Annotated in this window: 17 protein-coding genes, 2 pseudogenes and 2 riboswitches; of the genes and pseudogenes, 18 read left to right on the top strand and 1 reads right to left on the bottom strand. The window is 40.7% G+C overall.

The annotated features are described in order from the left end of the window. Window positions 1-298 precede the first annotated feature (298 nt). From SSCH_RS10675 to SSCH_RS19355, 16 genes and pseudogenes are all read left to right on the top strand, one after another. Window positions 299-748, top strand: coding sequence for a hypothetical protein (locus SSCH_RS10675; RefSeq protein WP_044665445.1), 450 nt, complete (start codon window positions 299-301; stop codon window positions 746-748). Window positions 749-876: 128 nt separating this feature from the next. Then, window positions 877-1,042, top strand: a riboswitch (cobalamin riboswitch). A 437-nt stretch (window positions 1,043-1,479) separates the two neighbouring features. Next, window positions 1,480-3,507 carry a DUF4430 domain-containing protein gene (locus SSCH_RS10670; RefSeq protein ID WP_044665444.1) on the top strand — a complete coding sequence of 676 codons (2,028 nt, stop codon included), beginning with the start codon at window positions 1,480-1,482 and terminating at the stop codon, window positions 3,505-3,507. Further along, a complete protein-coding gene (locus tag SSCH_RS10665) occupies window positions 3,492-4,316 on the top strand; it encodes a hypothetical protein (protein WP_044665443.1) in 825 nt (274 codons plus the stop codon). The genes SSCH_RS10670 and SSCH_RS10665 overlap by 16 nt, the downstream gene beginning before the upstream one ends. Then, window positions 4,303-5,088 carry a hypothetical protein gene (locus SSCH_RS10660; RefSeq protein WP_044665442.1) on the top strand — a complete coding sequence of 262 codons (786 nt, stop codon included), beginning with the start codon at window positions 4,303-4,305 and terminating at the stop codon, window positions 5,086-5,088. The genes SSCH_RS10665 and SSCH_RS10660 overlap by 14 nt, the downstream gene beginning before the upstream one ends. Next, window positions 5,051-5,389, top strand: a complete 339-nt coding sequence (locus SSCH_RS10655) for a hypothetical protein (protein WP_044665441.1) — start codon at window positions 5,051-5,053, stop codon at window positions 5,387-5,389. Before SSCH_RS10660 ends, SSCH_RS10655 begins: the two co-directional genes overlap by 38 nt. Window positions 5,390-5,443: 54 nt before the next feature. Further along, window positions 5,444-5,968: a DUF4430 domain-containing protein gene (locus SSCH_RS10650; RefSeq protein WP_198142392.1), complete on the top strand. Its 525-nt coding sequence runs from the start codon at window positions 5,444-5,446 to the stop codon at window positions 5,966-5,968. 2 nt (window positions 5,969-5,970) lie between these two features. Then, complete coding sequence (locus SSCH_RS10645; protein ID WP_044665440.1) at window positions 5,971-6,852, top strand: energy-coupling factor transporter transmembrane component T; 882 nt, start codon at window positions 5,971-5,973, stop codon at window positions 6,850-6,852. Next, window positions 6,825-8,503, top strand: a pseudogene (locus tag SSCH_RS10640) (ABC transporter ATP-binding protein). The gene SSCH_RS10645 and the pseudogene SSCH_RS10640 overlap by 28 nt, the downstream one beginning before the upstream one ends. Beyond that, window positions 8,496-9,191, top strand: a complete 696-nt coding sequence (locus SSCH_RS10635; protein ID WP_084711105.1) for an ECF transporter S component — start codon at window positions 8,496-8,498, stop codon at window positions 9,189-9,191. Before SSCH_RS10640 ends, SSCH_RS10635 begins: the two are co-directional and overlap by 8 nt. A gap of 123 nt (window positions 9,192-9,314) precedes the next feature. Then, window positions 9,315-10,253 (top strand): AAA family ATPase, encoded by a 939-nt coding sequence (locus SSCH_RS10630; protein WP_044665438.1) that lies wholly within the window; start codon window positions 9,315-9,317, stop codon window positions 10,251-10,253. Between the two features lies 1 nt (window position 10,254). Further along, a complete protein-coding gene (locus SSCH_RS10625; protein WP_044665437.1) occupies window positions 10,255-11,346 on the top strand; it encodes a DUF58 domain-containing protein in 1,092 nt (363 codons plus the stop codon). Further along, a complete protein-coding gene (locus SSCH_RS10620) occupies window positions 11,336-13,636 on the top strand; it encodes a transglutaminase-like domain-containing protein (protein ID WP_044665436.1) in 2,301 nt (766 codons plus the stop codon). Before SSCH_RS10625 ends, SSCH_RS10620 begins: the two co-directional genes overlap by 11 nt. A 243-nt stretch (window positions 13,637-13,879) precedes the next feature. Next, a riboswitch (cobalamin riboswitch) is annotated at window positions 13,880-14,045 on the top strand. Window positions 14,046-14,670: 625 nt separating this feature from the next. Beyond that, the gene (locus tag SSCH_RS10605; RefSeq protein ID WP_044665433.1) at window positions 14,671-15,813 is read left to right on the top strand and encodes a cadherin-like beta sandwich domain-containing protein; all 1,143 of its coding nucleotides are present in this window, start codon (window positions 14,671-14,673) and stop codon (window positions 15,811-15,813) included. Beyond that, a complete protein-coding gene (locus tag SSCH_RS10600) occupies window positions 15,810-18,188 on the top strand; it encodes a PQQ-binding-like beta-propeller repeat protein (protein ID WP_332306931.1) in 2,379 nt (792 codons plus the stop codon). Before SSCH_RS10605 ends, SSCH_RS10600 begins: the two co-directional genes overlap by 4 nt. Window positions 18,189-18,394: 206 nt before the next feature. Continuing rightward, window positions 18,395-18,849, top strand: a pseudogene (locus tag SSCH_RS21995) (class I SAM-dependent methyltransferase). Next, window positions 18,756-18,950, top strand: coding sequence for a hypothetical protein (locus tag SSCH_RS19355; RefSeq protein ID WP_198142394.1), 195 nt, complete (start codon window positions 18,756-18,758; stop codon window positions 18,948-18,950). Before SSCH_RS21995 ends, SSCH_RS19355 begins: the two are co-directional and overlap by 94 nt. A gap of 145 nt (window positions 18,951-19,095) precedes the next feature. On the opposite strand, the gene wecB is transcribed toward SSCH_RS19355, so the two are convergent. Beyond that, a complete protein-coding gene (wecB, locus tag SSCH_RS10590) occupies window positions 19,096-20,187 on the bottom strand; it encodes a non-hydrolyzing UDP-N-acetylglucosamine 2-epimerase (RefSeq protein WP_044665431.1) in 1,092 nt (363 codons plus the stop codon). Between the two features lie 506 nt (window positions 20,188-20,693). Here wecB and SSCH_RS10585 point away from each other — a divergent pair. Continuing rightward, window positions 20,694-20,993: a transposase gene (locus SSCH_RS10585; protein WP_052835569.1), complete on the top strand. Its 300-nt coding sequence runs from the start codon at window positions 20,694-20,696 to the stop codon at window positions 20,991-20,993. After that, the coding region (locus tag SSCH_RS10580) for an IS3 family transposase (RefSeq protein WP_044665430.1) at window positions 20,990-21,385 on the top strand (396 nt) is incomplete at its 3' end. The genes SSCH_RS10585 and SSCH_RS10580, both read left to right, overlap by 4 nt.

The following is a 21,385-nucleotide window of genomic DNA, read 5'->3' as shown; positions in this document are numbered from 1 at the left end:
GACACAGCAAAGGGGCAATGGGATGTGGTTGAGGACGTAAAGAGTATCGGGCGTATTCTTGCTGATATGGAAAGGCAGCGTGGCACAGCGGGGTAAGGTAATTAAAGGGTAAGGATCCTCTCAGTATCCATGACAGGTTTGGTTTGGGTGCTGGGGGGATCTCTACATTATCCACACTATGCACACTGACTGGCATTATCTAGCTAGACTTTGATTGGCACCTGAATTCTCAACTTTATGGCAGACTGTCGCTATAATTCTTCCGTTATTGGCGGTGAGAATTGCAGCGTCAAATTGAGTGAGAGGCAACACTATTGCAGGGCTTACTCCAGAAGACTTAGCAGCTATCAGTAGTTACGAAGAATATTTCATTCCAGCAAAAATCGAATATGTAAATGCATTAATTAGTGAAAAACTCATGGATGGAGAGAAGAAGGTTCCCGTAAACTCGGATAATATCAATGAAATAATGGGTATTATCGATGAGGTACAAGCCCATTACAAATCTATACCAGAATCAGAACAAAAAGACATAAAAAATTATGAGGTTATTGCTGAATTATTGAAAGATGCAGCAAAACTGGATAATACCAAAGAAGATGATACGGTGAATACCGAGGCTAATGCCAATTTACCTCGCACTGGAGCAAAAAACTATATACCTGTTGGTATGATTATTATTGTGATGGGGATAGCGTTATTAGCTTATAAGGGGAAAAACCCGTTAATAGGTAGTTTAAATTTCTAGCTATATGACGCGGGAACAGTTCTTTTGTTAACATCTATATGTAATGTAATGTAATGTGAGTATGACAATAATTTTTGACGAGGTATTAATAATAGTGTATACTAATAACAAATTTAATACTTTACTGGATACTATATTGGTGTAGTGGTTGCACAGATGTGCATTAAAAGGGAACATGGTGAAAAACCATGACAGCCCCCGCTACTGTAAGAAGGACAGCATCCTTAATGAAAATGGGAAGGAAAGGGTGCTGGATGATTTCAAGTCAGGAACCTGCCTTATGCCATCACATAGTGCCTTTCGGTGGGGAAGGAGTATGCCTTTTCACTTTCAAAGAGGTTATTACGAATGAACTGCCGAAGCGCAGTTCATTTTTATATTGTTAGCCCGCGCATCCTGCTTGTATAGCATTTAGTGAAATAAGAGTAATAGTTCAGAATGCTGAACCAGTGCGCGTGGAAGATTAAAAATAGCATCAACTATAAGTAAAAAGTAAAATAATAAATAATAAAGACCGACCGGAAAACCGGAGGTGTGCATTTTTAAAGCACCTCCGGTTTTTTTATCAGGAGAAGGGGGATTGTTATTGATTTTAGGACAAGCTGAGAAGATGCTGTTCAGCCTGATTATGGTTATTGAGGTTGTGGCCCAGTAATAAGATTAATAATCTCAAATAATCACAAATAATCTACCCTTAAGGGACTATGTGTGATTAAAGGAGTGGAAGAGAAATGGGGAAAAATAAATTTAAATTATTTAAGCCAGACAGCTTAAATAAAGAAAAAATGTTTATTCTTGGTATTTTTATTTTATCATTCTGTATGGCTGTGGTTTTTCTAACCAATGTTAATAAAGCCCAACCTAAAAATCCCCTCAGCGCAGAAGCCGCATATAATTCAATGGCCGCGCCAAACGAGATTGCTGGCTCAGAATTAGAAAATTTATCTAAAGTATATGTTGATTCTGATACCGGTTCTGAACAAGAAGCTATGAATGAAGAACGTCAAGGTGTTCCGGAGCAAGGGGATAATGAAGATCCGGAAACCCCGAAAAATCCCGATGAGCGAACAACTCCTGTGCAATCAGAGGATGGGGACAGTGATAAGGATGGAAATGATTACTACGTAATAAAAGATGGGGGTAGTCCAGGAGAGGACATTCTTTATGATGGATTCTTTATGACCACAATTAAGAATGGTGAGGTTGTAGCATACAAAAGCTATTCCTTTTCGATTATTCAAAAAGACCATAATTTAACTGTGGAAGACATTGAGATCAAAGTAAATGGAAGTAAGGTACAAGGCTTTCTCGGGAAGGTGCTGCTGACCGATGGCGAAAACACAATCAGTATAAAAATTACCTATAGTGATCAGACCGGCAAAAAAATTGTTGCGCAGCGCGATTATACTGTATTTCTCAATGAAGGTGACATCATCATCACCACTGATTTAGCGGATACATCAGTGGACAATCCTGTTTTTTCCTTTAATGCCAGGGCAAAACACAAAGATAAAGATATAAAACTAAAAGCATATTTAAATGGCGAAGAACTTAAAGGAAGCAATGGAAAGTATACCTGTGAGCTCAGAGAGGGAACGAATATCATTCGTTTACATGCATCTGATGGCAATAAGGATAAGCAAGTGACATTTAATGTCATCTACCAAAAACCGGCGGGCTGTCAAATTATCACAGACTTAAAGAGCCAACAAGTGGGTGCTCCCGCCTTTAGCTTTAACGCGAAAGCGGTTAAGGGTGATCAGGAGATACCATTAGAGGTTTTGTTGAACGGCAAATCAGTTGAAGGCAGAGATGCTCATTATGCTGTAAGCCTGAATAAGGGTGATAATGAAATTGTTTTACGAGCAGGCCCCGCAGGGTCAGAGACTGAAAAACAATACAGGATTGTTTATGTGATACCTGTTATAGATGGCAGTGGAGAAGAAATAGATAAGGACAGCCATCTACCCAGATTAAGGCGAACAGACATTTTGCATAATGGCACAATCAAAGGGCGACTCTATACCTTTGAAATTGAGCCGAGGGACTATAAGGGCAATAAAATCTACGCAAAAAATATCGAAGTAAAGGTTAATGACATTGTTGTCAAATGCATCTGGGATGACAGCGTAAAAACAAGTTACACCGTCAAGTTAAACCCCGGGGAAAATGTGCTTACTATAACGCTGACTGATGCAGAGAATAACAGTGTCACCTACCGCTTTATTGTACACAGTGCCGGTGCCAATGACGGTGACATAATCGGTCACGCCACCTTTAGTGTAGAAGCGACAACCATCGGTCTCGGTTATTTAATCCCACCGACACAAGTTGAATTAAGAGAAGGAGAGTATTCTGCTCATATACTGATCAATTTGTTGGAGGAAAATGGTTTTGATTATAAACATAAAGGCACCATAGGCAACGGCTTTTATCTTGCACACATCCTCCTTCCCGGATTAGTAACCAATCCAGTGATTCCTGAAGAATTGGCAAAACGGTTAGAGGATGAAGCCGGCCTTACCAATATCACCGATCCGGCAAAATACCATAGTAACAGTCTGGGGGAATTTGACTTTACCGGTGGAAGCGGCTGGATGTATTGTGTTAACGGCATCTATCCCAATCTGGGTTTTGATCAAAGGAATCTGCAGGATGGCGATGTAGTGCGTATCCGGTTTACCTTGTGGTACGGAAAAGATATTAATGGTGGTTACTCTATGGGTGTAGGAGATGTAGAAAATTGGGGAGATTGGTAGTCAAAATTGTCAGCTTTGTATGTTTACTCTTAATTATTAATCCTGTCGCTGCATTTGCAGAACACAGAGATTATTCTCAACCGGAAATTCAACAAAACATTGAGAAGATTATCGCCTGGAAAAAATCAGTCAATAAAAATGCAAAGGGCAATTTGATCAGCAATGAGATATTGGCTGGTGCCGGGACTGAAGTATCAGATTGGTACGTGTTTGCAGTTGGACGCCTGGGTATCCAAGATAATACCCAGGCCTATTTGGAAATGGTCAAGCAGAACATCACCAAACGCTATAAAAATGAGGGGAAACTCGATAACACAAAGGCGACCGAATGGCATCGCATTGCTCTGGCAGTATTATCGGTAGGGGGTGATCCCACTCAAATAGGAACAGATAGTGATCACAATCCCATTAATTTAATCGCAGATGGCGTCTGTTACCGCGGCCGCACCAAACCGTTGTCAGAGCAGGGAGTGAATGGTTTGATTTGGGGGTTGATCACCTTGGATTCCATGCGCTATAGAACCCCTGCTGATGCGATGGATACGAGGGATACCATTATCCCTGAAATATTAGCGCAGCAGCTGAAGGATGGGGGTTTTTCCCTTGATGGCGAACAGATAGATCCAGATATAACAGCAATGGCCATACAGGCCTTGGCTCCCTATTACAACAGCGAACAAATATACACATATGTCTGCAAGTGGAATAACAAAGAAACAAAGGCAAGCGTTCGTCAGAGCCCTGGAACGATTATCCACTCTACAGAGGCCGGATGGAGATTTTTCCAGTTGGGGAATGGAAAATGTTGAGAGCACCGGCCAGGTATTAGTTGCTTTATGTGCGCTGGGTATAGATCCGTTAACTGATCAACGCTTCATCAAGGGAGGGAACACTGTTATCGATGGCATCATGAAATACAGGCGCCCGGATGGTGGTTTTATCCATTCCTATACCTACGATGAAGAAAACTTGAGCGCCAAACCGGATCAAAGCAACTCCATAGCATCGGAGCAGACTTTGTATGCACTAACTGCTTATTACCGGTATCTTGTTGGGTACCGTTCCCTGTATGACTTCCGACCCGAGATGATGACAGAGTTTAAGGAAAAAATAGCTCAATTAAACCAGGATATTATCAAGTTAAAGAATAGTGGCAATCAGAAAATTTCAACGATTAAATTGCTTTTTGAGCGCTATATGGCAGTTCCGATAGAAGAGCGCTGCTATGTGTATTCCTATAAGTATCTGGCGGAGATGATGAGTGATGCCAATCTCAGCAACACCTCTGAATATTTGGCTGCTGCAATGAACATAACGGAAAAGGGAAATGGTGCTGTAACCGATTTATTTAACACAGGAAGCGGCAATTATGAAGACTATTTGTTTACTGACCGGGACTACCAGGATTATAAATCGATTCCGGATCACCCTTCAACAGCTTATTATCCGCAGATAATCGTGTTGTTGGGCAAAATAAGCAACGCCCAAAATGCTGAAGAATATCCAGGTGTTAAGGAGGATCTGGAGGCAAAAAAAGACCTCTGTGGAAGCCATACAGGAAAAGATAGACGACCTCAATAAACGAATAATGGAAACCCTGTACCCATTTGAAAAATTGGGTATCGCTGATAAGAAGAAGGTCGATCAGATAGTAGAGGAAATTCAATCCCTCCAGAAATCTGATCAACTGAAAATTATGGGGTATGAGGATGTCATTCGCGCAAAAACCCAAATCGACAGTCAGTTAAGAGCACTTGTCATCGGCATACTGGTTATTGTAATGGCCATTGTGTTAATAGCTGTCGTTGTTTATCGAATAAAGAAAAAGAGGAAAGAGCGGTTGCCCGATTATGAGGATGATGAGGATCTTCTTTGTAATTAAGTGCTGTCTGTAAGGGGGCATTTGCAATAAGAAAAAATTTATTGATGATAGGCTTTGCGGTTCTTTTTTATTGTGATCGCGGTTTCCCGCATCGAGATTCTATCAGTCGATGAGTATTACTTAACACATATCGACGATATCAAGAAAGACTCTCAAGTTGTCACTGTTAGCATCAGATGTGACACCATTCTTAACAATATGGATAAATTAGCGCCTGAGCTGAGGGACGAAAAATACGTGCCTCGGGATGGCATTATTTTAGAAGAAACTCAATATGTGCTCAGACCCGGGGATACGGTCTTTGATGTTTTGAACAGGGCTGTTCGCTATAACAAAATACACATGGAATATCAGGGTGAACGGGACAATGTCTATGGAAGCGCCTATATTCGGGGCATTAATCACCTGTACGAGTATTCCTGCGGTCATCTCAGCGGCTGGATGTATAAGGTTAATGGGAAGTATCCGGGTTACGGTATCAGCAAATATAAATTGAAAGACAGGGATAAGGTTGAGTTTGTCTACACCTGTGATCTGGGAAGAGATGTGGGCGGAAGTTTTTACAGTGAGAGAAATTGATCATGAGTCGTTTTGAGTCATTTCATCCGCTGGTCATCTTTTTATATTATGTGATTGTGCTGTTTGTCACTATGTTTACAAATCACCCCATTGTACTGCTGTGTGCCCTGACGGGTGGCATTGCCTTTTCAGGTACATTGAGTACAGGCAGGCAGTTATTATCAGATATAGGTTTTTACCTGTTGCTGTTTATTTTGTTGTCACTGGCCAATCCCCTGTTTACACATAACGGAGAGACAGTGTTGTTCTTTATGAATGATAATCCGGTCACCAAAGAGGCATTTGTTTATGGTGAATTTATTGCGATCATGATTATTGCGGTCATATTTTGGAGTAAGTGCTTAAATCAGGTCATGACCACAGATAAAGTTCTTTTTCTTTTTGGAAGAGTGGTGCCTAAACTATCATTGATTTTGGCAATGGCCTTAAGATTTATCCCTCTATTTAAAAGACAGGCAATAATAATCAATAACTCACAAAAAACAATGGGTTTGTATGCAGCTGATAATATGCCAGACAAAGTGAAAGGAACAGTGCGTGTTTTTGATAGTCTGATCGGCTGGTCGATAGAAAATTCTTTAGAAACGGCAGAGGCGATGAAAGCAAGGGGGTATGGATTGCCGGAGAGATCCACATTTTCTATATTTAGTATGCGCAGGAGTGATCTGATGATGTTTGGATTGATGGCCTCTTTTTTACTTCTTTTTTTCACAGGCAAACACGCCGGATTATTGATCTTTCAATATTATCCGACCCTGGGGCAGATCTATTACTCAGGATGGTCAGTGGGTCTTTATGCGTTGACAGCCTTGTTTATGTTTTTCCCTTCTATTATTGAAATCATGGAGAAAATAAAATGGAAATACTTAGAGTCGAAAATTTAAATTTCTCTTATCCACTGCGGAAAGAACAGGCACTCAATGATATATCTTTTAATGTAAAAGAAGGGGAATTCATTGTTGTTTGTGGTGAATCCGGTTGTGGTAAGACAACTTTATTAAAGCTCATAAAGCGTGAATTAGCACCCTGTGGGGAAAGAAGCGGTACCATCTATTATCAGGGGATACAACAAGAGGATTTAGATGACAGAACATCTGCTTGTAAAATCGGCTTTGTTATGCAAAACCCAGAAAATCAAGTAGTAACAGAAAAGGTGTGGCACGAACTGGCCTTCGGTCTGGAAAACATGGGGCTCCAAACAGAGACCATCAGAAGGCGAGTAGGGGAAATGGCATCGTTTTTCGGTATTCAAAACTGGTTTCGCAATAAAACAGATGAGCTGTCAGGCGGCCAAAAACAAATACTGAATTTAGCTTCAGTGATGGTGATGCAGCCGGAGCTCCTCATCTTGGATGAGCCTACATCCCAATTGGACCCGATTGCAGCCTCTGACTTTATCAACACCCTGTATAAATTAAATCAGGATATGGGATTGACGATTCTGATGACAGAACATCGCTTGGAGGAGGTGTTCCCTATAGCAGATAGGATCTTGGTGTTAGAAAAAAGCAGAGTTTTATTGTTTGATGAACCACGAAAGGTGGGTGAAAAATTAAAAAATATAGGGAATAATGGCGTTGCTAAGGGCCTTCCCAGTGCGATCAGAATTTATCAGGGTTTACAAAATAATTCGGTCTGCCCTTTAACGGTAAAAGAAGGAAGAGAATGTTTAGCCAAAAACTATACTAACAAGATCAGGACATTAAAAAGGGAAAAGAGGTGCTCACCGGCTGCCGAACCGGCAATTGAATTAAAAAATGTATGGTTCAGGTATCTGAGAGAGTCACCCGATATTATAGAAGATCTAAATTTAACTGTGACCAAGGGGGAAATCGTATGCTTGCTAGGGGGTAATGGATCGGGAAAAACGACCCTGCTTAGTATTATCGCCGGCTCTAATCGGCCTATAGGGGCAGAGTCAAGATTTTTGGAAAGAATATTCGCAAATATAAGGGCAGGGAGCTGTATGTAAACTGCCTCACATTATTGCCCCAAAACCCGCAGACTGTTTTTATCAAAGAAACCGTATTGGATGATTACCGGGAGCTGTGTAAGGTGTTGGATTGTGATCAAAAAGCCCTTGATCGCAGAATTGAGAGAATAGCAGAACGCCTATCCATAAGAGATTTTCTAAACATACACCCATATGATTTAAGCGGGGGTGAGCAACAAAAGGCAGCCATAGGGAAAATTCTATTATTAGAGCCGAGGGTAATTCTCATGGATGAGCCGACCAAGGGGATCGATGCCGGATATAAGGATCAGATGTGTACTCTTTTAAAAGAGTTAAAGGATGATGGTATCACGATTGTGCTCGTCAGCCATGATGTAGAATTTTGTGCTCGTGTCGCTGACCGCTGTGGCATGTTCTTTGACCGTACAATCATTTCATTCGGGGAACCCGAGGAATTTTTTTGTAACAACAACTTTTATACAACAGCTGCCAATAGAATTTCCAGAACAATGTTTGATAATGCCATCACCACAGAGGATGTTATTGAATTATGCAGGATGAATGGTAAGAAAAGTGAATAAAAGAAGAATTCTGTTTATCGTTGGTTTGTTGGTTGCTGTTGTTGTTCTCTTTTGGATAGGCATTGTTTTATATAAGGATCGAGCCTATAACCTGATATCTATCATTCTGATGGTATTGGCCTGTGTGCCGTTTTATACCGCTTACGAGAAAAAAGAAGGCGATATCAGACGAATGGTCATCGTTGCTACGATGACTGCCCTGGCAGTGGTAGGACGGTTCGTTTTTGCTCCGGTACCATATTTTAAGCCGGTTACGGCGATTGTTATCATCACCGCGATATATTTAGGGAGTGAGGCAGGATTTTTAGTGGGCTCTCTGTCAGCAATCATTTCCAACATATTTTTTGGACAGGGGCCCTGGACGCCTTTCCAAATGGTGGCCTGGGGTGTGATAGGTTTAATTGCCGGCATTCCGCCCATGAAGCGCTTTATAAAAACAAAACCCGGCCTGATTATTTACGGGATACTCTCAGGGATTTTATTTTCTGCGATTATGGATATTTGGACGGTGCTCTCCTATGATGGCACCTTTAGCTGGGCACGTTATTTGGCGGCTCAGATCATGGCCATACAGGTTACCATAACCTATGCAATATCCAATGTCGTATTTTTATTAATTGGTATGAAACCGATCGGAACAAAACTGGAAAGAATACAGATTAAACACAGAATTTTTATCAATGAATAGAAATAGCGGTCTTCTTAACTCACCTCCCCGATGCACTATGCATGACCAATTAAAGAAATAGCGCAGGGCAACTGTTTTCATTGCGTTTTGTGCCTTAGCGCAGCGAAAGGAACGGTTATAAATATGAATAAAATTGATGAATTAAAAACAGAGGTTAAAAAAGTTATTATCGGCAAAGATGAAGTAATCGACAAGGTATTGATGGCTATTTTAGCGGACGGGCATATTTTATTGGAAGACATACCCGGTGTCGGGAAAACAACACTGGCCCTGGCATTCAGCAGTGCATTGGGCCTATCTTACAGGCGTATTCAGTTTACTCCGGATACATTGCCCAGTGATGTAACGGGTTTTTCGCTGTATCGAAGAGAAAAGGATGACTTCATCTATAAAGAAGGCGCAGTGATAACGAATTTATTGCTGGCTGACGAAATAAATCGTACTTCGAGCAAAACACAAGCTGCGCTGTTAGAAGTGATGGAGGAATGCCAGGTAACTGTAGATGGTGTCACTCATCTTCTACCCAGGCCATTTATTGTTATTGCTACTCAAAATCCCTTTGGCTTTGCGGGTACCCAATTGTTACCCCAATCACAGTTGGACAGGTTTTTAATTAGATTAAGCATGGGTATGCCGGATATGAACAGTATGATCAAAATGATGGAAGACAGAATGATCGAACAACCCCTGGACAAGGTTGAACAGAAGGCTTCTTCTGAAGAGATACTGTTGATGCAAAAAAAGGCAAATGAGATTTATGTCAGCGAAGAGATCTTAAATTATATTGCCTTACTGGTATCAGAATCCCACAATTGTGAACGATTAGAACTGCCGGTCAGTCCCCGTGGTGCTCTGGGGGTATTGAAAATGGCCAAGGCCTGTGCTTATATGCAGGGCATGTCTTATGTTGTGCCGGAACATATTCTGACTGTCTTTTTAGATGTGTGCTGCCACAGGGTGATCCGGACAGCTAATGCCAGGGCGGAAAAAATTGAAACGGAAACCATTTTGCAAGAAATCCTGGAGTGCGTACCAATACCAGCAATGGTTGGTGGGGCTTAAAATGCGTAAAATGGTCAAGAAGAAGATTGCAGGGGTTTGTTTATGCTTAATCCTTGGGCTGCTGTTTATTATCACTGAATCAAAAATATTTCTTGCACTCCTATCTTTTTTGTTGATGATCATCGTAATAGAAGTAATCCGTATCGGGTTGCTTAAAAAAAAGTGCAGTTTTCAATTGTTAATGCAAACAAGCGGGCAAAAAAAAGAAATACTGAAGGGCAAATTGATCGTCCATAACAATTCTATTTTTCCCGTAATAGATGCATATTGCAAACTGCATGTAAAAAATGTACTTACAAATAAAGGCTATGCTATTAATGTACCCTTTGCGCTAAAAGCTAAACACAGTGAGGAGTTTCCCCTGGAGATAATCAGTGAACACTGCGGTGGATTAAGAATAACTGTAGATCAAGTTAATTATCTGGATTTTTCAAGGAGTTTTAAAACGACAAAGATAATCGGCACCAGCATTAAATCAACAATTTTCCCAAATATGATAACCGAAAATAACCGGTGGGATTTCTCGGCAAGAATGAATCAAGACAGCACCGTATACTCTGAATATAAGTCGGGACATGACCCGGGAGAAATTATTGGTCATAAAGAATATTCGCCTGGTGACAATATAAGATACATTCATTGGAAATTGACTGCGAAAATCGATAAAACCATGGTGAAAGAACTGGGATTTCCTGTAGATGATACCTTTGTGCTTTTTTATGAAACAAAGCTGCCTCATGAAAATATTACACCTGATACATTGGACGATTATGCTGCTCAGTTTGCCAGCATTGCGTTGTACCTGGTTGAACAAAGAGTGCTTTACACAATTGCCTTTTACAACAGTGAAAAGAAAAGCTGTGAGTTTCATAAAGTAGGCAGTGAGCAAGAGCTGTACAATATTTTCACAGACCTGTTTGATCAGGTGCGTGTTGTTGACGATAAGAGTTCCTTAAATGATTGTTTATTTGAAGAAGAGCAATTTGGAGTACTGTATTATTTTGCTTTAGATGAAGTGGTGATTCCCAACACGATCAATCACGAGGTTGTGGTTATTCCTTACCTTACAAAGGGGATTGAAAATGAAGAATAATCATCAAAATATAAAAGCATTTGAATCAATATTAGTATTCATGTTTAGCCTTAGTCTTTTGTTTATAGCGCAAAATATGATTAATACTCAATTACACATCTGGCCGGCTGTTGCTGTCTCTTTATTCATGGGGTTCTTCAGCTATATTATTGAAAGCAAAACCCTGATCAACAAAAGCAGACTATATGCAGTTTATGGGGTATTATTTTTATTGATTTTAGTATTAATATTCTTTGTTAACCCAGTTAAAACCGGCTTCTTGTATTTTTTAAATCAAATATTAATCTATATGGGAAAATGTACGGGAAATTATATACATCTATTTGATGTTGTTGGTCAAAGCAATCTTTTTTTGTTTATCTTAGGATTTCTTACATGGTTTACCGGCAAAATTGTTTTTGAAATCAAAAGCAGGAGCCTGTTAATAATCCTCTTTATTATGTTCATCATTACTTTAGGTGTGGGAATTGAGCTTAATCTTTTGGCCGGGGGATTTTACGTTTTAGTTCTCTTTTTTATTTATGTCTGGTTGGATTTTTTCTGTGAGTCAAAAAGAGAAAAAGTGTATTTTGACGGAAAGGCTGTTGGGGGATGGCTGCTCATGGCTTCCATCGTTTTTATGATGACCACTGCAACAATTACATATCTCGTACCACCTCTCAATTTTGAGAGAGATAAGGGACTTGGTAAGGTAAAAAACGCAATCACTACTACCTACGACCGTTTGCGATTCGGCAATAATGTACTACCTGAAGGGGATTTTTCCAAAATGGACAAAATGCAGCGGACAGATGAAACAGCCATAGAGGTTGTGATGAGTGATCCCCAATCGATGTTTTTACGCGGCTTTGTAGGCAGTCAATATACATCTTCCGGCTGGGAAACACAGCCGGCTGATATCTATTATGACCATTATGGTTTGTTTTACTGGCTCCATCAGGATAATTTTACGCCCCTCAAGCAATTGGACCAGGCCAGAAGAATTGTTCAAGGTGACAATAGCGAACCGATCAATGTTAAGGTCAATTTAAAAAATGCCTGTCGAAAATATGCGTATGCGCCTTATGAATTGATATCTATGGAAGGAAAAAATCAAGTCCAATATAAAGCTGATGAGACAATGCTCTCCAAGGGTGCCGGTGGGCAGAAGTACTATAATTTTTCAACTGGGAACTCTATCATGAAGGATTACCTGCAAATTGCCCAAACCTATTTAGAAGAGCATTCTCAAAACGATACGACTTACGAGAATGATGAAGCGCATTATAATCAATATGTCTACGATACCTGCACAGCATTGTCAGATAAGGATAAATTGCTTCTCCAAAGTCATTTTGGTGAATTTGAAACTCAAGCTAACCATGCACCCTATACAGGTGCTAAAAATAAAATTTTATCCTATCTCAGTCAAAATATCACCTATCAAGAGAATCCGGGAAAATGTCCTGCTGGACGAGAATTTCTACAATTTATTTTAGAGGACAGTGCCTCTGGTTATGATGTTCATTATGCGACGGCAGCAACATTGATGTTTCGCTATTATGGAATACCGGCTCGCTATGTTGAAGGGTATCTTGTCACCCTCGATGATGTCAAAGATAAGGAAGGCTACTCGGTGATTCCCTTACCGGAGAAAAATGCACATGCCTGGGTGGAAATCTATCAGGATGGCCTCGGTTGGGTACCCGTTGAGGTGACACCGTCATATTTAGATAAAACAGAGCAGCCATCTGATATTGTTATTGCACAGAAACAAGAACCGAATATAATAAGCACCTCCTACCAGGAATCAAACATCACACAACTAGAGAGCCCTGAACAACAGGAAGAAATTAAGAAACGTGAAAAGGACAAAAGATTGCTTCAAATTATTATCTCAATAGTGGTGGCGAGTATTTTACTAATACTCTTATTCTTGTTTGCCAGGACAATCTACCGTTTGTATAAACACAGAAAAGAAAAATTGGCGATGTTTAATGATGGCGACAGAAAAATAGCTATCCGCAGCTTGTTTATAGATACCATGAACTTGCTCTATTATGACGGAATACCTAAAATGGGTGGCTCCATGTATAAACAGAGTAAAAATCTAAGTGAAAAGTATGGAGAAACATATGGCGAACAGTATGAAAAAACCCTTGATAATACACAAAAAGCGATATTCTCTGATCTAAAACCTGAGGAAAGAGAATACAATCAAGTGTATGAATTTATGAATAATATACGCAATACTATAATAAAAAACAAGTCACTCTATGAAAAAGCGGTTATGTTTTTCAAGGGGATATAGGTCTGCCCAGGACAGTGTTCCAGTTTTTTTTAATTGATTTTAAGATTCTGGGATTTCAAGTAATTGATTCAATGTTGCTTTGAAATTCAGAATGAGATACTATGAGAAACCGATGATTATTCAGGAATGTTTAAAATCTCGGGAGCTAAAGCGGTAAATCCATTAGATTTCGGGTGTTAATATACGTTATTGTGATAATCTGTTTTGACGAGGTGTTAAAAATAGTATATATTAGAATCAATTAAATATTTACTGGTATACGGTTGCACATTGTGCATTAAAAGGGAACATGGTGAAAAACCATGACAGCCCCCGCTACTGTAAGAAGGACAGCCCCCTCAATGAATATAGCAGGAAAAGGGCGCTGGATGATTTCGAGTCAGGAACCTGCCTTATGCCATCACATAGTGCCTTTCGGTGGGAAAGGAGTATGCTTTTCGTTTTCAAAAAAGAGCTTACAAATGAACTGCCGAAGTGCAGTTCATTTTTTTATAGTGAAGCAATATTTTAAATAGGAGGTGTCAACGGTTTCTAAGGAGCAGGAGGTTGTTACAATTAAGTGTACAGACAAGGAAAAAAAAATTGTTGGATTTAATTCGAAGTATAGCATTTGGTGAAATGAGAGTAATAGTTCAGAATGCTGAACCTGTACGTGTAGAAAACATCAAAAACAGCATTAAACTATGAAAAATTGATGAACAAGAATAAATAAGACCGACCGGACAACCGGAGGTGCTGATTGTCAAGGCATCTGCGGTTTTATTGTTTTTTAGGGATAAGCGTCCAGTACGCAATAGTATTTTTTTTGGAGATGTCATGTTATTGACGGGAAGGGGGGAATGAAGCTAAGGTTCGTGAGCCAGGATACCTGCTTCTGTAGTGGTTCTAATCTTTCAAGGATAAGTTCCCTTCCGTGACAGCATTGCGGTGTTTTGAAGATTAACGACGTATATTAATGCGCATGGGGGTGATTGAATCAACAAATTGCTATCTTTCAAAATGAAAAAACTAAACACAGGAAAGGAAGGTAATTAATGTTTAGGGGTATTAAAACAAAGAGATTGTTATCTTTGATATTAACAGTATTGATGGTATTTGCTGTATTTCCTACAGGTGTATTTGCAGCGGATTCACCACAGGATGTGGCTAAGCTTAAGTCTCTGATCATTCATACAGGTTACAGTCCAACTGATTCTACTGTATTGCTTAAAAACCCGGGGGATACCTATCCCACTGATTTAGTATTTGATCCCGAGGTTACCAGCTATATTTTGCCGAAACAAGATGACAGTACAACACAATTAAGGTTCAGAGCTCTTGCTGAAGATAATGGCGCAGCTGTAACTCTTTATTATGGTGACGGAGAATCAAAAGATATAACATGGACGAGCGGTAGTTCTAAATGGGCAAATTGTTTACAGGCAGGGAAAAACGAATTTACGATTGTTGTAACTAATGGTGACAAAGCTCCGACAACCTATACCTTCAAGGTTGATTGCGAGCCAACTTTAACCGCTCTTACTGCAAAAAGTGGTTCAACACAGTACTATTTTGATAAGAACTTTGCAGCGGGAACGAAAGAATACACCCTTATCATCCCAAATAATATAACAACAATTGAATTAACAGCAACACCAAAAAATAGTAGTTATGCGCTTCTTTACAACGGACAGGCTTCAAGCACAGTTGATGTAAGCTCAATAGATAAAATTGAAGTTGTTGTAAGTATTGGTGAAGGTGAAAATAAAGTCAGCAACACATACACAATCAACCTGAATAAGGCACCGCTTATTCACTTTAAACCAATTATTACACCAAGTGATGCAGTGTTCAATGTATATGATCAAAAGGGGAATGCCGTTGCTGCAAACAGTGATGGAAGTTACGACGGGCTGTTCAGTGCACATACTTATACGTATACTGTAACAAAATACGGTTACGTTGCGCAAAGCGGTGAGGTTCCCGCAGCAGGCGGAGCGGTTAATATTAATTTGGTACGAGCATCTGATACCGGAATCGAAGATGTGGGCGCTTATTGGAAGAACTTTAGAAATAGCGACGAGAATATGGCTATAACTGATGCGGAGCTGCCAATTGTTAAAGAAGATAACCGAATCGATTACTTTGGAATAAAAAACTTGGTGAAGGCTGGACAGCTGCACCCAGTGTACAGATAATCGTAGATAATGCCTTGATTGTTATGTCAAATACAAGTATTTATAAATTAAATCTAGTAACAGGTGACATACTTGCAACTGGGCAAATGGTTGCAGCTCCTGACTGGGGGTATACACCACCTACATATGCTGAAGGGATGATATTTGCTCCGCTACAGAACGGAACAATCCAGGCCTTTAATGCAAAAACACTGGAATCAGTTTGGGTTTATCGGGATAATCTAAAAGGGCAATCCCTCTCCCCGATCGCTTACTCCGATGGGTATATTTACACTGGTTTTTGGAATAGTGAAACAGGAAATGCCAACTTTGTATGCTTGAGTGTAACAGATGAAGACCCCTCTCAGCCGAATGAAGCCAAAATAGCATCATGGAAACACACACAGCCAGGCGGCTTCTATTGGGCAGGAGCCGTGGTTATCGGTGATGCAGTAATAGTTGGTACAGATGACGGACAAAGCGGAGATTCAGATCCTGCAAAAGTGTATTCCTTTAATAAATACACAGGTGAGATGATCAGCGAATTAGATGTTATCGGTGATCAGCGTTCATCAATTGCTTACGACAAAGCAAGTGGTAAAATATACTTTACCACAAAGTGTGGATACCTTTACAGCGCAAGTGTGAACGCCAAAACAGGTGTACTCTCAAACTTAAAGGGTGTTAAGCAAGTTAATGACGAAAATAGGAATGTAATGACTACAAGCACACCTGTTGTATATGATGGAAAGGTTTACCTTGGTATTGGCCAATATTTCCAAAAAGGATGGGTGCTTGTTGCAGATGCAGAAAGCTTGGAAAAACTTTTTACGGTAAGTCTTAAAGGATATCCTCAATGCTCAATGTTACTAACAACAGCATATGAAGATACTGGGTATTTGTATCTTTACAGCACATATAATTATTTACCCGGTGGCATTTCCATGATTAAGATTAAAACCGATGCTACAACCGCTGCAGATGCAGAATTAATTGAGCTTTATGATGCAGAGGGTTTCTCACAATATTGTATAACAAGTATCATATGCGGACCGGACGGAACACTTTACTATAAAAACGACTCAGCAAATATTTTGGCAGTTGGTATGCCTAAGGTTGCAAAGGTGATCAATTTAATAAATGCAATTGGGACTGTAACATTGGATTCCGGATCTGCAATCAATAAGGCAAGAAACGCATATGATTCATTAACTGAAGCTCAAAAGAAAGAAGTAACAAATTATTCAGTACTTACAACGGCGGAAATGCAGTATGAATTGCTTGTCGCAAAGTTTAATGCAAAAACAGAACTGGAGAATTACAAAAATGCAGATGATTACCGGGAAGCGCAAAAAATCGAACTGGCAAATGCAATCACTGCAGGGAAGGAAGCAATAGATGCGGCAGCAGATATTGCCGGAGTTGATAGTGCGTTAGCGGCAGCCAAAGCTGCCATCGATGAAATCAAAACTGATGCGCAGTTAACAGAAGAAGAAAAAGAAGACATAGTAGCGGCTAAAAAAGAAGCAAAAGAAGCATTAGACAACTACAAGGATCTCAAGGATTATCGGGAGGCCGAGAAGGCCGGACTGGCAGCAGCAATAGCATCAGGGAAAAGTGCCATTGATGCTGCAGCAGATATTGCCGGGGTGAATAGTGCATTAGCAACTGCCAAAGCTGCCATAGATGAAATCAAGACCAATGCACAGTTAATAGCAGAAGAAATAGAGTCATCAGAAGATGAAACAGTTACCATAGAATTAGAGGATTTTACCGGGTTGAGTAAAGATGCTCTAGAGGCAATAAAAGGATCAGATAGAAAGGTAACATTTGTCAAGAAAGAAAATGAGAGAGTACTATACAGTTGGACATTTGATGGAAGTAAAATAGACAACATCATTGGCGATATTGACTTGAGCATCAGCTTTACAACAAATAACAAAGAGGCTATAGATGAACTGGTAGGGGATAGAAACAGCATCTATCTGTCTTTTACCTATAAAGGAGAACTGCCAGCGCCGGCATTTATAAAGGTGTATGTCGGAGACAAATACGAGGATGGAGAAAAATTATATTTGTACTATTTCAACGAAAAAACAAAGAAATCAGAAGAAATCGCCACGGGATTAGAAGTAAAGGATGGCTATATAAGCTTTACCTTAACTCACATGTCAGATTATTTCTTGACAAAAACTAAAATCGCCCAAATCACCGATGAAAAGGACAAACCAAAAGATGCTGATGTTATCCCCGAAGATAAATCTAAAAAAGTCAAAAGTAAAGACGTTGGCGTTGGCACGGGAGATACATTCCCTCTGGCGATTTGGTTGATTATTTTCAGCATCAGTTTAATAGGAGTGGCATATATATTGATAAGAAAAAGACGCACAATATAAAGAAAAAAGCCAGAGAAGAAACGGGACAACCTCTGATCAAGAGGTGGTTGAGGTGACAGAGGGACGGGGGTCGTGTCATCCAGGACGGTGACACGACCCCCGTCCCTCTGTCACCCCTGTCACCCTCTGTCACTAGGGGGAGGAAGAAAAGTTTGTCTGAACAACACCGTAAGTATTTTAATGAAAAAGCCGCTCATTGGGATCAAATGGTCGAGGATAAAACCCTGCAAGGCCTTGACCTGATCATTAAAGGATTAGAAATCAAACCCGGAAGTGTTGTCCTGGATGTGGGTACAGGTACCGGTATTCTGATTCCCTTCCTCCAAGAGGCTGTTGGGGATTCTGGCAGTATTGTTGCCCTGGATTTAGCAGAAGAAATGCTCAAGAGAGCAAAAGAAAAACACGGGGAGCAGGTGCGCTATGTACAGGGGGATATTGTTAATACCCCTTTGAGGACAATTCCTTTGATGAAATGATCTGCAACTCTTGTTTTCCCCATTTTCAAGATAAAGAAGTCGCAGTAAAGGAGATGATGCGCATTCTGAAACCGGGAGGCAGAGTAACAGTATGCCATACTGCGAGCAGGGAGGATATGAATGCTATGCACGGTCGTTCGGCGGTGTGGTGGGAGAGGACATGCTGCCAGATGATGATGAGATGAAGTCTATGTTTCAGCAGGCGGGATTTGCCAGTATTGAAATCTCTGACAGCGACAGGGGATATCTTCTCACTGCAAGAAGATACCAGCCGCGGGGACGGTGACTTTGGCAGGTGCTGCTGCTAACGGTACCCTAGCAAGCTCGGGAGAAAAGCACCCCCCTCGCAAGGGTACCGTTTACCACCCGACTTTTGTCGAATACTAGCGAACGGAATAATATAAACTAGTCAATAGTTCCACTTGGAGTCATTAGCAGGCTAGCGAATCACATATTTTTTCTGCAGCCTTCCCGTTACCAAAGATATTCTGTTGTTTTTTATTTGGTTCAAAAGATCTTACTGCATTGATGATATTTTCCCTCCGTAACTGTTGGCGAACAGTCTCTTCCCCAACCACTATATTCCACCCATCCTCTACCGTTTCCGGCCAGGCTGAGACTGTATCTAAAGTAATACAAGGTAATTTTGCAAAATAGGCTTCCTTTTGCAGACCACCGGAGTCAGTGAGTATTTTGCCTGCGTTTTTCGTTAAGACCAGCATTTCCAGGTAGCCTACCGGTTTGATCAGGTGTATGTTCGGTGTATTTTTTAGTGCCTGGTACAGCCCGTACTGCTTCAGATACTTCTCAGTTCGCGGGTGAACAGGGAAGACCAGTTTTATTTCTTTTGAAAGCTCAATAAAAGCTTTGCAGATTTCCCGCAAGTTCTCTTCGGTATTGGTATTGCTTGCTCTGTGTACTGTCGCCAGCAGGTAGTCACTTTGTTCTATGGCTAGATTATCCATGATTCCAGTTCGTTTTTCCGCTTCCTTTGAAAAGTGCAAAAAGCAGTCCAGCATAACATCTCCTGTCAGATACACCCCTTGGGTCAGCCCTTCCCGGTGCAGGTTATCCATGCATACAGGAGTAGGGCGAAAGAGCATACTGGAGATGTGGTCCGTGACCACTCTGTTTACTTCTTCCGGTATCGCTTTATCGTTCATTCTTGGTCCAGCCTCTACGTGGGCAACGGGGATATGCAGTTTAACTGCCGCAAGTGCCGCAGCTATAGTGGAGTTGGTGTCACCGTAGACCAGTACCACATCTGGTTTTTCTTTAAGAAACAGTGCTTCCAGTTCAATCATCATCTGTCCGGTCTGTCGGGCATGGGTGTCAGAACCAATCCCTAAGTTATAATCTGGTATAGGCATTTTCATTTCTTCGAAGAAGATGCCTGAAAGCTCATGGTTGTAGTGCTGTCCAGTGTGAATGATGATTTCCGTGTGTTTTTTACGGAGCTCTCTGGAAACCAGAGCAGCTTTGATAAACTGCGGCCTGGCACCGAGTACTGTGATGATTTTCAATTTCTCACCTTCGTTTAGATTTACGTATTGTTTAGGTTCTATGAAAAACAGTCAAAATACTGCCTATTTCTATTATGTTAGTTAATATATAGCAGGGATGATTACCTGGCGATATGTCAAAAATACTAAAAAACCTATACAGGTTATTAACTGAGAGGTACATATACTTATTTGTTCCTACGACGCTCAAGTCACATGGCCAGACCTACTTTACTGCGTTGAGAGAAGACACGTAGTGGCATATTTGTTGTACAATGTTATTCACAAGAGATCCTCTCCTAGGTAGTTTTGTTGTGGTGACTCCAATTCTACCAAAAGTGATGATCTCTTGTCTTTTCCTCCAACATTTTCTCCTACAAATACTTTACACTATGCCACCTTTGTACTCCTTTTTAGTATTTATTTCACATATACGCTATTTATTCCCATTACAGTGATGTGGTAACCTACTAGCGGACACCGCGAAGATGGACAATAATAAAGAGAAGCCATCAGGAGGTGTCGACATGGGAAAATATTTTGACAGAGATACGAAGGTAGCTTATGTAGAACAGATTAATTCCGGAAAGATGACGGTCACAGAGGCAGTCAATGAGTTGGGCTGTAGCAGGTCAGCGATTTACTCATGGATAAAGAAGTTATCCGAAGACGGGGAACACGGTCTTCCAGGCAGCGGACATATGAAGCCGGATTTGGAATACCAGAGGCAACTAGAAAAAGAAAACAGACAGTTAAAGAATGAGATCACATTTCTAAAAAAAGCAGCAGCGTACTTTGCCGGAGACCAGAGGAAAGGTACGCGATGATTAAGCAGGAACACAAAAATCTGGTCAGCATCAAGCGAGCCTGTGAATTGAGCAAGGTATCACGCAGCGGGTATTACGAATGGCTCAGAAGACCAGAAAAAAGAGGCGTAGATGTCTTGGGGCAGAAGATTAAACGGATTTTCAAGAAGAGCCGTAAAACATATGGCACACGTCGGATTAAGAAGCAGTTAGAGGCTGAGGGGATAGCAGTTAGTCGTCAGAGAATCAGGCGTAAAATGGCTGAACAAGGACTTGTAGCAAAGGCCAGACGAAAGACTCGTGCCACCACAAACTCAAATCATGATCATCCGGTAGCGCCGAATTTGCTAGACAGACAGTTTGGTGTCCAACATCCCAATAAGGTCTGGGTCATGGATATCACGTATCTCGCA

The organism is Syntrophaceticus schinkii, from assembly GCF_000946815.1.
Classification (GTDB): Bacteria; Bacillota; DSM-12270; order Thermacetogeniales; family Thermacetogeniaceae; genus Syntrophaceticus; species Syntrophaceticus schinkii.
This window is presented reverse-complemented; position numbering and strand designations above follow the sequence as displayed.